The sequence below is a fragment of the Pseudomonas sp. MH9.3 genome (assembly GCF_034354675.1).
Lineage (GTDB): Bacteria > Pseudomonadota > Gammaproteobacteria > Pseudomonadales > Pseudomonadaceae > Aquipseudomonas.
The window spans coordinates 925,677-938,020 of sequence record NZ_CP133785.1; the positions used below are offsets into that span (position 1 = coordinate 925,677).

Genomic DNA, 12,344 nt, shown 5'->3' on the forward strand with positions numbered 1-12,344 from the left:
GTTGGGGTGCGAAGCGCCCCCAATCGAGCAAAACGCGGTGTACCTGATACGGCTCAGCGCCTGGCTTTGGGGCTGCTGCGCAGCCCAACGCAGGACAAGCCTGCTCGCCACAGGGAATCTGCGCTTAACTGAACGGCATTAGGGCAAGCCCGCTCGCCACAACAAGCCCACTCACCAGAGGAATGTGGCTGCCTGAAACCATCAGACCCCGATGGCGTGCACGGCCCACCACCTGGGCAACAACTGCCGCACCCGCGCCTCGCCAAAGCGGTCGTCGATCAGCATCACCACGCCCCGGTCCTGCTGGCTGCGAATCACCCTGCCCGCCGCCTGCACCACCTTCTGAATGCCGGGATACAAATAGGTGTAGTCATACCCGGCGCCGAAGATCGCGCCCATGCGCAGCTTCATCTGCTCATTGACCGGATTCAACTGGGGCAGGCCCAGGGTCGCCACAAACGCGCCGATCAAGCGCGCGCCGGGCAGGTCGATACCTTCGCCGAATGCGCCGCCCAGCACGGCAAAGCCAATGCCCTGGCTGTGCTGCGTGAACTGGTCGAGAAACCCCTGGCGCTCGGCCTCGGCCATGCCGCGCGATTGCAGCCACAGGGCAATCTGCGGGTGCCGTTCGGCCATCAGTTGGGCGACCTGTTGCAGGTAATCGAAGCTTGAAAAAAACGCCAGATAGTTACCCGGTTGCGCGGTGAACTGCCGCGCAATCAACTCGACGATGGGCGCCAGCGACGCCTGGCGATGCACGAAGCGCGTGGAGATACGCTCGACAATGTGCACCTGCAACTGCTCGGCCTTGAACGGCGACTCGACATCCACCCAGGCCGTGTCCGCCGGCAGGCCCAACAGGTCGGCGTAGTAATGCCGTGGGCTCAGGGTCGCGGAAAACAGCACGCTGCTGCGCGCGGCGGTAAGCCTGGGGCCAATGAATTGGGCGGGCACCACATTGCGCAGGCACAAGGTTGAGCTGCTGCGCTTGCCGCTGAGCTGACGTTTGCTGATATCGAAGATGAAGTGTTCGTTGAACAGCTCCGCCACCTTGGCAAATTGCAGCGCCTCGAAATAGAAGGCCTGCAGGTCACCGCTGAGGGCCTCGGGACGCTCGTTGAAGTAGTCGCCCATCGCGCCGACGCACAGGCTCAGTGCCTGCAGCAGTTTTTCCGGCCGAGCACCGTAGGCCTGATACGGCGCGACCTGGTCCTTGTGCAGCGCATTCCATTCACGGTTGAGGCGCTGCAAGGGTTTCTTCAAGGACTCCGGCGCCGTGTCGCGCAAGGTCTTGAGTGTGTACTGGTCGAGGCTCGCGCTGTACATCGCGCGCGCCCGTTCGACCAGGTTGTGGGCTTCGTCGACCAGCACGGCGGCCCGCCATTGGTTGAGCTGGGCCAGGCCGAACAACATGGCGGCAAAGTCGAAATAGTAGTTGTAGTCGGCGACGACCAGGTCGCTCCAGCGCGCCATTTCCTGGCTCAGGTAATAAGGGCACACGTCATGGGCCAGGGCCACTTCGCGCAGGCTGCGTTGATCGAGCAGGCGCACCCTGGACGCGGCGGCGCGGGCGGCGGGCAGGCGATCATAAAAGCCTTTGGCCAACGGACACGATTCGCCGTGGCAGGCCTTGTCCAGGTGCTCGCAGGCCTTGTCCCGCGCCACCAGCTCCAGCACCCGCAGCGGTAACTCCGGGTGGCTGTCGTACAAGACCTGCGCGGCATCCAGAGCCAGCTTGCGCCCGGGCGTCTTGGCGGTAAGGAAGAACAGCGTGTCCAGTTGCTGGGGCCCCAGGGCCTTGAGCAGCGGGAAAATCGTGCCGACGGTCTTGCCGATGCCGGTCGGCGCCTGGGCCATCAGGCAGCGGCCGGTGCTCACTGCCTTGTACACCGTCTCGGCCAATACGCGCTGGCCGGGGCGAAACGCGGCATGGGGGAAGGCCAGGGTTTGCGCCGCCTGATTACGGGCTTCGCGGTGCTGCATTTGCAGGCGCGCCCAGTCGAGGAACAGCGCACAGTGCTGATTGAAGAACGCTTCGAGTTGCGCCGCCTGGAAGGGCTGGCTAAGCAGGGTCTCGCCCTCGCCGACGATATCGAAATACACCAGCGCCAGGTTGATCTCGCTCAGCCCCAGCTTCTGGCACATCAGCCAGCCGTACACCTTGACCTGCGCCCAATGCAGCAGCCGGTGATTGGCAGGCTGGGCATCGAGGTCGCCACGGTAGGTCTTCACCTCTTCCAGGCGATTGCTGTCGGGGTCGTAGCCGTCCGCCCTGCCCCGCACTTTGAGCTGCTGGTACTCGCCCTCAAGGGCCACTTCGTTCTGGTAGTGCGCGCTGCGCCGGGACGCCACCGTGCGATGGCCGATGATGCCTTCCTGGGCGCTGGGCGATGGGGTAAAACGCAGGTCGAGGTCGCCGACCTTAGCCGTGAACTCACACAGCGCCCGCACAGCCACGCTGTAGCTCAAGCGGGCTGCTCCGCCCAGCGCACGTAGCAGACGGTGACCGGCATCTGGTACTCGCCGCAGAATTCCAGCCAGCGCAATTGATTGTCCTGCAAGCGGTCGCCGGGGCCCTTGACCTCGATCATGCGGTAAGTCTTCTGCGCCGGCCAGAACTGGATCAGGTCCGGCATCCCGGCACGGTTGGCGCGAATATCCAGCAGCAGGCGTTCGAACCAGTAGCGCAGGTGCTCGGCGGGCAGGCAGGTCAGCGCCTGTTCGAGCAACTCGTCGCTGAGCAGGTTCCAGAACACGAACGGTGACTGGATGCCCCATTTCTCCACATAGCGCTGGCGGATACTGGTTTTGTAGCGCTCATCCTGCAATTGCTCGAAACACGCGGCGAACAGCGGCGCACGGCGCTGATGGAAGTCTTCGCTGTGCAAGTCCGCAGGCCCGCGCTGGAACGGGTGAAAAAACGACCCCGGCAGCGGCGCGAAAATCACCTCCCAACACAACAGGCCGAACAGTGAGTTGATCAGCCCGTTTTCCACGTAATGCACCGGTGCGTCAGGCTCACTGAGGTGCGCCTGCACGCAGTACTCCACCGACATCACCGGCGTCGGCACCGCCAGCGCCAGGTCCAGGCGCGTGACCGGCCGCGGCCGGGCCTTGGGCAGCGCCGGCTCGCCCAGCTTGCGGCGCAGGCGCGGCAGCACCCGCAGCAGGTGTTGCTGCTCGGCCGCGCTGTGCGGTGCCTGCTGCGCCAGACACGCCAGGGCCATGGCCTGGGCGTAGGCCTCCTGGCGTTCCAGCACGCGGATCAGCCGCGCGCGGGCGCCGGGGTGGCTGCATGCCCGGTAAATCTGCTCGGCCAGCGCCAGTTCGGCGCTGCGCTCGCACAGCTGGCCGATCTGCAACAGCAGCTTGGCGCGGCGCTTTTCCAGCCAGGGGTTGTCGGTTTTCAGCGTGGCAATCTGCTCCAGCACCTCATCCACGGCTTCGCCCGTCTCGAAAGCCTGCTGACACTGGTGCAAAAACAAGTAGCCGTGCACGTCATCGCGGCTGCGCAGGCCCCGGGATTCAGTGCAGAAGGCAACTTTTTCATAGGTATGAATGCCCAGGTCGGCGAGCACGAACTCGGACCAGTCCTGGTGCAGGTTGCCGAAGAACATCAGGCGCAGGCGGTCGCACAACTGCATCACGGTGAGGCTGTAGAGCGTGTCGGGCAGCGCCGGGCACCACTGGGCGAAACTGCGGCTGTCGGGGAACTGCGCGGCCAGCTGTTCCAGCCAGTCGGCCTTGTTGCCTCTGGGGTGTTCGATCCAGGGTTTGAACGCCGCGAGCAGTTCGTTTTTTTGCAGCACGCTGAACAGCACCTCAAACTCCAGCGGGCTCTGATCCTCCACCCAGCCCAGCCCGAGCAACGGCGCCGCCGCCGCATGGGGGCAACCGATCTCCAGATAATTGAGCTTGCCCGCGCGAAAATGCACACCCTTGCGCATCACCATGCGCACCAGCAACGCCTGGGACGGCTGCGGCAACCTGTCAAATTGCTGAATGAAATGCTCTTCGTCGGCGTCGAGCAAATCGGCATAGCGTTGCCCCAGCCAATGCAGCACTTGGCGGAAGTTGTGCAGGTAATACAGGGGATCGTCGAGGGGATTGGCCATGGCGCAAGCAATCAAATACTGGTTATGCATACAGAGTGCCGTTGCCCAGGCCTTGTTGCAATCGGTAATAGATAAATGGCGCACGCAACTTTTTGTATAAAAGTGATCAGATAGGGGAATCGATGGCGTACCATTTATGGCCCGCAGCCAGCAGCTGCGGGACTTTTCAGAGTGAAGGTAAGGGTTATGAACATGAAGAATTTGGGTCTGCCGCTGGTTGCACTCACTTTTCTGCTGCTGGCCGGTTGCGCCACGCAAACGGTCGTCACGCTGCAAAACGGCACGCAATACCTGACCAAGGACGCCCCCAACGCCAAGACGGCCGACGGCTTCTATGAGTTCACCGATATTGCCGGCAAGCGCATCCGCATCAAGGCCGATGACGTGGCCACGGTGCGCAAGGAAGACTAGCGTCTAAGCGATCCTGTGGGAGGGGGCTTGCTCCCGATAGCGGTGTATCAGTCAGCCCATCTGTTGCTGACCCGCCGCTATCGGGAGCAAGCCCCCTACCACCTTTGGTCTTCATTGTTTCAAGCAGTGCGTTCAAAGCCCCTCACACCGTTTCGAACGCATTCAGTCCTTAGCTGATGACTATTCCCTCCCCCGACAAACTAGCCACCCCCACCAGCGTCACCGAATCCCCACCAAAGCTGAGCACCGTATCCGCGCCAACCACCCTCGCGTGATCGCGGTAATCCGTGCTGCCCTGCACGCCGCTGAACACCAGCGTGTCGGTAGGCTGATAGCCGATCACCCGGTCATGGCCGAACTGCCCGCTGAACAGAAAGGTGTTGTGCCCGCTGTGGTCGCGGAGGGTGTCGTTGCCTTTGCCCCCCTCGATAAAGTCGGCGCCCGTGCCGCCCTGGATAAGGTCATTGCCGTCGCTGCCAAGGATGAACGTGTTGCCCTTGTGCGGCTCGGCATTGCGGTTGAGGTCCTGCACCCAGGTGCTGGCCCGTGCCGGGTCCGACAGGTTGGCGACGATCACCGTGGCGTCGCGCGTCATCTGCTCGTAGAACCCGGACTCCAGGATGCGCGTCATGCCGTCGCCATAACCGCTGGGCAAATGAGCGAACCAGGTGGGCAGGTTGGCGATGGAAAACGGCAGTACGTTCCACAGCGTCGAGGCGTAGTGGTCATTGAAGTTGACGATATTGTCGGTGGTCGACTCATGGGGCTTATCGTGTACGCCCAGGGACGCGAAGTTGACCGATGAACCATCCAGCGCACGGAACACCGGGTCGTTCTCAAAGCCGACATTGAGCACCTTGTCGCCGGCGCTCTGGGTCGGCGAAGCGTAGGCCACGTAGTGGGCGTCCTTGTAGAAACCTGACCATTTATTGCCACTCAGGTCGGCCATACTGTTGACCGCCAGCCCGCCCAGGCTGTGCCCGCTGACCAGCACGTCGTTACCGCTCAGGCCATGGGCGCCGGCGTAGTCGGCGACGTTCTTGAGCAAGCCGCCAAAGGCTTCGCCCGCGTAGTTTTTTGCATAATCCCTGGGGCCCAGCGCGGCCAGCAGGTCGCTGACCAGGTCGCCGATGGAGTCGCTGATCAGGTTTTCCCGTGGGCCGGAGGTGCCGCGAAAACCGATGCCGATTTCCAGCAATTTGCCGGCATCGTCGTACTTGCCCAGCACCTCGACCTGCGCCGTGGTGTAGCCGGCCTTTTCGCCAAAGAACGTGCCCCGGGCGTCGACCTTGCCGGCGTAGCCCAGGGCAGCGGCGCTGATCGGCGTCCAGCCGGCTTTTTGCACCGCGTCCAGGGCCGCTTTTTCCGAGTCCGGATTCCACGGGATACCCGGAATCACCCCCTGGGAATCGGTGCTGCCAAGCAAGGCGCCCACCAGCGTGGCGGGCAAGCCGAGGCCCAGCCCATTGTGCTGATAGCCCACGGCAAAGCCGTTGTCCAGGTTGTGATAGGTGTACAGCGTGATCGCCATGGCATCGGCGAACAATGCTTTGGAGCCCTCGGTGCCGAGGTTTTTATAGTCAAAGATACCCATCGCTCGTGCCTCTCTTTTGTTGATGTTGTCGAGAAAGCCAATCGATCGTTCCCGCGTCGCGCGCGGGAACGCTTCATGCGTCAGAACGCCCAGTCGAGGCTCAACCCCACCCCGTGGACCTTCTCCTTGCTGGCCAACAGGCCGTTGTAGTCGAAGTTCACCCGCGCATCCTTGCTCAACGCCAGGCTCACCCGCGCGCCCACCAGTGCCGCATCACGCACCATCGGCGCACTCTGCACCGCAAACGACGGGCCGCCCGACGCAAACGCCAGGTGCTGCTCGGAATCGGTGCTGCTGAGGTTGTGCTGCCAGCCCAGGGTGCCGGACAGCTCCAGTTGCTGGTGGTCATTCACATTGAAGGTCTTCAACGCACGCAGGCCCAGGGTGCTCAGCACCAGGTCGCGGGTGTCGTCACGGCTTTTCAACGCGGCGGCATCGCCCTTCTCGGTAAAACCATCGCTGTCCAGGTGCACGTAGGCCAGGTTGGCGAAGGGTTCCAGCGCCAGCGCCGGCAGATTTACGCGGTAGGCCGCCTCGGTGAACACTTGCGTGCTGCGGGCATCGACCTTGGCTTTCTGCTTGCCGGCGACGTCGCCGTATTGCAGGTCGCGCTTCACGTCGGCGCGGTGCCAGCTGTAGGTCGCCCCGCCGCTCAGGCGCCAGGCACCGATCTCATGCCCGGCATAGGCACCGAAGTGGTAGCTGTCGACCGACGCGCGCGAATGGGTGTCGCTGCCCATGTTCAGTGAAGTGTCGCTGTAGCCCGCCACCAGGCCGATACGGGTGGACTCATCCAATGCCCCGTCAACCCCGGCGAGCATGCCGCCAATCGACGTGGTGTAGCCCGCCGTGTCGCTGCGGCTGTCGGTCTTGCCCCAGGCGCCGAGGGCCTTGATCCAGACGTTGCCGCGGCTGTCGACGGTGTCGCTGGAGGCACCCATTTCACCATTGCGCAAGCGCTCGCCCACGGCCTCGCGCACGTAGCGGCTGTCGTTGACCAGCGCGGTCTCCAGCGCCGGATAGATTTCCCCCGACAGTTGCTGGAACGCGCTGCGGGCCGACGCGGCTGTGGGCGCCAGCAGCAGGCTTTCGTACACCGCATTGCCCGCGCCCAACTGCTCGGCGGCTGCGGCCACGGCGCGCTGGTTATCAGTGACGCCCACGCTGGCAAAGCTGTTGGCGTTGCGCGCCACATCCAGTTGCACGCCGTTGGCGGCGTAGTTCAGGTTGCCGCCGATGAACACGTAGTCGGGCAGCACCGCCGCAAAACTGCCGTTGATGCCGCCGGCCGCTTGCAGGATGTTGTACTGGCGCCCGATCAGGCTTTGCGCCTGCGCCGTGCTGAGCAACGTCGGGCTGTTTTCCAGGGCCAGGGTCACGGTGCCGCCGTTGAGCGTGGCGGTGCCGCCGGCCACGATGCGGTCGCTGCGGGTGGGCGACAGTTCCACGGCGTAGGTGGAACCTGCGTCGAACGTCACATCCCCGGCCACGTTCAGCGTGCCGATGGAGTTGCCCGGCGCCACGGTGCCGCCGCTTTTGGCCAACAGTGAACCGATGCGCCCGGAGCCGCCGACCACGCCGCTCTGGCTGACGGTGACGTCCGAGGTCAGCGAGCCGTTGATTGCCAGCCGGCCCTGATTGACCAGGGTCGGGCCGCTGTAGGTGTTGGTGCCGCTCAGCACCAGGGTGCCGATGCCCAGCTTGGTCAGGCCGCCATGCCCGGCAATGTCATTGCTCCACACGTCCAGCCCGCAATGCACATCGGTGCACACCCGCTGCGTCGGTTTGCCGGCATCCACCACCGCGCCGATGCCCGGCAGGTCGGCGACGAACTGGCCGCTGCCGTAGGCACCGTCGATGCGGAACTCGGCCGGAATATCCTCGGCAGTCACCAGCATCCCCGGCCCGTTGATGGCCTTGCCCAGGTTGATCATGCCCCAGCCGTACAGCGAATCGATGCCCGGCGCGCCGAGGTCGGTGGCGGTGGTCTTGAGCAGCGTGGAGATCTGCTCGCCGCTCATGTACGGGAAACGCTCCATCAACACCGCCGCACTCCCCGCCACATGGGGCGCCGCCATGGAGGTGCCGTTGAAGTTGGCGTAGTCGGTGGTGAGGTTGTCCAGGTTGGTGCCGTTGATGACCGAGCTGAAGATCTTCGTACCGGGGGCCGACACGCAGAAACTCGCCGCATACCCGCAGCGCGAGGAAAAGGTGCTGATCACATAGGGCGTGGCGCTCGCGGTGTCCGGGTTCTGCTGCAAGGCGGCCACCGACAGCCAGTTGGGCGCAATCTCCGGGACGAAGTACGCCAGGCCCGAAATTGCATCCGGGTTGTTGCGGTTGTAGTCGTTGCCAGCGGCGAAGATGGTCAGCACGCCGCTGCGCGCGGCGTCGATGGCGCCCTGGTAGGCGCCGCCGGCAAGGGTGCCGAGGATCGGGCGGATGTTATTGAACTGGGCCTGCGCTTCATTCACGGTGAAATTGGGAAACGCCGGATCCCGGCCGCCCTTGGCGTATGGGTCACCGATGCCGATGCCCCAACTGTTGTTGATGATGCGCGCGCCGCTGGCCACCAGGGCGTCCCAACCGGCCTTGTACACCGCGCCATCGTTGCCGAGGATGATGCCGTCTTCGGGGCCGGGGTCGCCGTTCTCGGCGCTGATGATCTGCGCACCGTAGGCCACGCCGTGCATCGGCCCGCCGTCGCGGTTGCCTGCGGCGATCCCGCCGACGTGGGTGCCGTGGTTGCCCAGCTTGCCGTTGGAACCCAGGGACGGCGTGCCGTCATAGCGAAACGCATCGCCGGCCTTTACCGGAATATAGGGGTCGGTGTACTGGCGGATGCCCTCGGTGACAATCGTCACCACTTTGCCGGGGCTGGCGAACTCCGGGTGCGCGGCGTACACCGGCTGGTCGAAGATGCCCAGTTTTACGCCCTTGCCGGTGTAGCCGGCGGCGTACGCGGTGTCGGCATGCACGGCGCCCAGGCCCCATTCGGCGTTGAACTCAGCGCTGCGCCAACTGGCGGCGTCGCCCGGCTTGCCGGTTTCCACATAGGGGGCCGCGTGGGCGGTGCCCAGGCTGGCCAGGCAGCACAGCAATGCGCAACAGGGCGCGCTGCGCGGGTGGCGCAAAGCCTTGTGGATGGCGGTTGTTAACCCTGACTTGCGTGTGTTCACGGTGACCTTCCTTAGTTTTTTATTACGGATATAGAGATCCCTGTGGGAGGGTGCTTGCCCCCTCCCACCTTAGAACTGCCAGTTCAGGCTCAGGCCTACGCCCTGGGTTTTTGCCCTGCCACCCAACTGCCCGCTGTAATCGAGGTTGACCCGCGTCGCCTGGCTCAGCGCCAGGCTGGCCTGCACGCCCAGCAGCGCCGCATCGCGCAGCAACGGCGCGCTGCGCACGGCAAACGACGGGCCACCGGCCACAAACGCCAGATGTTCTTCGGATTCGACGGCGGTCAGGCTGTGTTGCCAGCCCAGCGACCCGGACAGCTCGAGCTGCTGGTGATCATTGAGCGCGAGGGTTTTCAGCGCGCGCAGCCCGAGGGTGCCCAGCACGGCGTCACGTCGATCACTGCCGCGTTCCAGCGCGGCTGCGTCGCCTTTTTCGTGGAACGAATCGCTGTCCAGATGCACGTAGGCCAGGTTGGCGAACGGTTCCAGTGCCAGCGGTTGCAGCTGCAGGCGATACGCCGCTTCGCTGAACAGTTGCGCACTGCGCGCGTCCAGGCTGGCCTTCTGCTTGCCGCTGACGTCGCCGTATTGCAGGTCGCGCTTCACATCGCCGCGGTGCCAGCTGTAGGCACCGCCGAGGCTCAGCCGCCAGTTGCCCAGCTCGCGCCCGGCATAGGCACCCACGTGGTAGCTGTCGACCGAGGCCGAGGCATGGCTGCTGCCGCCCATGTTCAGCGAGCTGTCGCTGTAGCCGGCGACCACGCCGACGCGGGTCTGCTCATCCAGCGCGCCGTCCACGCCCAACAGCAGGCCGCCGAGGGAGGTGGTGGCGCCTGCGGTTTCGCTGCGGTTGTCGCTCTTGCCCCAGGCGCCCAGGGCCTTGAGCCACAGGTTGCGCTCGCCGGCAATCGGCACATGGCGCAAGCGCTCACCCACGGCATCGCGCACCTGGCGGCTGTCGTTGATCAGCATGGCGCCCACTGCCGGGTAGATCTCGCCGGACAACTGCTGCAAGCCTTGTTGCGCGCCCGCCAGGGAGTCGGAACGCAGCACGCTTTCATACACCGGGTTGCCCGCGCCGAGCTGCTCGGCGGCCGTGGCCACGGCGCGCTGGTTGCGGTTGGCGGCGACGCTGGCGAAGGTGGCGTCATTGCGCGCCACGTTCAGTTGCACGCCCGTGGCGGCGTAATCGAGACGCCCGCCGAGGAACAGATAGTCGGGCAGCACCTGGCCAAACTGCCCCTGAATCCCGCCGGCCGCTTGCAGGATGGTGTATTGGCGGCCAATCAGGCTGTGTGCCTGCGCCGCGCTGAGCAGGGTTGGGCTGTTTTCCAGGGCCAGGGTCACGTTGCCACCGCCAAGGATCGCCCGGCCGCCGGCGACGATGCGGTCGCTGCTGCTGGGTGTCAGTTCCACTGCATAGGTGGAGCCCGCCGCCAGGTTGACGTCGCCCGCCACCTGCAAGGTGCCCACGGAATTGCCCGGCGCCACGCGCCCGCCGCTGTTCACCGACAGCGCGGCGATACGCCCGGAGCCGCCGAGGGTGCCGCTGTCGTTGACGGTGACCGCCGAGGTGAGCGAGCCATTGACCGCCAGCAGCCCGCCGTTAACGGTGGTTGCGCCGCGATAGGTGCTGTCGCCGCTGAGTACCAGCGTGCCCGCGCCGGACTTGATCAGGCTGCCTTCATACACCCGCCGCGCGGCGGCCTGATCGCGTGCCGTGCCCACCGCGTAATCGGTCTGGTCCTGCTGGCTGGCGTTCGCGCCGACGCCGTTTTGCCAGCCCTTATCGAGCAGGGTTTGCTGCCAGGCGACCTGTTCGGCGCGGTCCTCGGCCTGGCGCTGGATCAGCGCCTGGTCGGAAATACCATTGCTCCACACATCGCCCTGCCCGGCCGCGAGGGTCACGTTCATCGCCCCGAGCAACTGCCCCGGCCCGCGCATCGCCCGGCCCAGGTCGGGCACCCCCCAACCCACCGTGGTGTTGGGCGCCTGGGTGAGCGAACCGTCGAGTTGGGTGGCGGTGGTCAGCAGCACCTGCAGGGCCTGCTCGTTGCTCATGTAGGGGTAGCGCTGCATCACCAGCGCGAGCGCGCCGGTGGCATGGGGCGCCGACATCGAGGTGCCGGATTTCACCCCGTAACCGCCACCGGGGACGGTGCTGTTGATCAGTGCACCGGGGGTGGAAATACACCAGTACTTGGCGATTCCGCATGTGTTGTACTTCTGGTTATTGGCGATATCCAGGCCCGAGACCGCCAGCCAGTGCCCTTCCAGTTCCGGCTGGAAGTACGGCAGCGCGGCCCGCACGCTGGCATTCGCGTAGCCGCTGTTGCCGGCGCTGAACACGTTGATTACCCCGGCTTTGGCCACATCGGCGGCCGCGTCCAGCCAGGTGCCACGGTTGTAGTGCTGGGCGTAGGCGGCGTGCAGGTCGCCGAGGGTCTGGTAGCTGACGTCCTTGGGCTGGCTGCCCCAGCTGTTGTTGATGGCGCGCACGCCGGCGTCCACCAGGGCGCTGTACACGGCCTTGAAGTACCTGGGGTCGGGCGTGGGGCCGAACAGAAAGCTGTCGTTGGCGTTGGTGTTGCCCACATAGACCTGCGCGTTGTAGGCCACCCCGTGCATGCCGACGCCATCACGGGCGGCGCCCATAGTGCCGGTGACGTGGGTGCCATGGGAATCGTTGTTGGGGTTGAGCGCGCCGGTGCTGCTGAAGGCGCTGCCGTCCAGGTAAGTGCCCGTGGCGGTGACCGCGTGAAAACGATCGGTGGAAGCCTCTGGATGACTGGCATCGAAGCCCGAATCCAGCGCGCCGATCTTCACCCCGCTGCCATTGATGCCGGCGGCGTAGGCTTCATCGGCCTTCATGCGCCCCAGGCCCCAGTCACTCTGGAACTCGGCGGAGCGCCAACTGGCGGGATTGCCCGGCTGGCCGGTCTCGGTGTATTGCGCCTGCGCCGCCACGGACAACAGCAGCAAGGAGCCTGCGGTAAAGGGTTTGAAACGCGACGAATCGGTGATCATCAGAACCATCCTGTGGGT

6 protein-coding genes are annotated in these 12,344 nt (G+C 65.0%); 1 reads left to right on the top strand and 5 read right to left on the bottom strand.

From position 1 onward, the window contains the following. Positions 1 to 201: 201 nt before the first annotated feature. Both RHM60_RS03635 and RHM60_RS03640 read right to left on the bottom strand, forming a co-directional pair. Complete coding sequence (locus RHM60_RS03635) at positions 202 to 2,469, bottom strand: ATP-dependent DNA helicase (protein ID WP_322213653.1); 2,268 nt, start codon at positions 2,467 to 2,469, stop codon at positions 202 to 204. After that, positions 2,466 to 4,115, bottom strand: a complete 1,650-nt coding sequence (locus tag RHM60_RS03640; RefSeq protein WP_209990359.1) for a VRR-NUC domain-containing protein — start codon at positions 4,113 to 4,115, stop codon at positions 2,466 to 2,468. The genes RHM60_RS03635 and RHM60_RS03640 overlap by 4 nt, the downstream gene beginning before the upstream one ends. 186 nt (positions 4,116 to 4,301) lie before the next feature. On the opposite strand from RHM60_RS03640, the gene RHM60_RS03645 reads away from it, so the two are divergent. Next, on the top strand, positions 4,302 to 4,526 hold the full coding sequence (locus RHM60_RS03645) for a YgdI/YgdR family lipoprotein (protein WP_057008775.1): 225 nt from the start codon (positions 4,302 to 4,304) through the stop codon (positions 4,524 to 4,526). 169 nt (positions 4,527 to 4,695) lie between these two features. Here RHM60_RS03645 and RHM60_RS03650 read toward each other — a convergent pair whose 3' ends face one another. From RHM60_RS03650 to RHM60_RS03660, 3 genes are all read right to left on the bottom strand, one after another. Beyond that, positions 4,696 to 6,120, bottom strand: a complete 1,425-nt coding sequence (locus tag RHM60_RS03650; protein ID WP_322213654.1) for a lipase — start codon at positions 6,118 to 6,120, stop codon at positions 4,696 to 4,698. Positions 6,121 to 6,200: 80 nt separating this feature from the next. Then, the gene (locus tag RHM60_RS03655; protein WP_322213655.1) at positions 6,201 to 9,299 is read right to left on the bottom strand and encodes an autotransporter domain-containing protein; all 3,099 of its coding nucleotides are present in this window, start codon (positions 9,297 to 9,299) and stop codon (positions 6,201 to 6,203) included. Between the two features lie 69 nt (positions 9,300 to 9,368). Next, on the bottom strand, positions 9,369 to 12,326 hold the full coding sequence (locus tag RHM60_RS03660) for an autotransporter domain-containing protein (protein ID WP_322213656.1): 2,958 nt from the start codon (positions 12,324 to 12,326) through the stop codon (positions 9,369 to 9,371). Between the last annotated feature and the right edge of the window lie 18 nt (positions 12,327 to 12,344).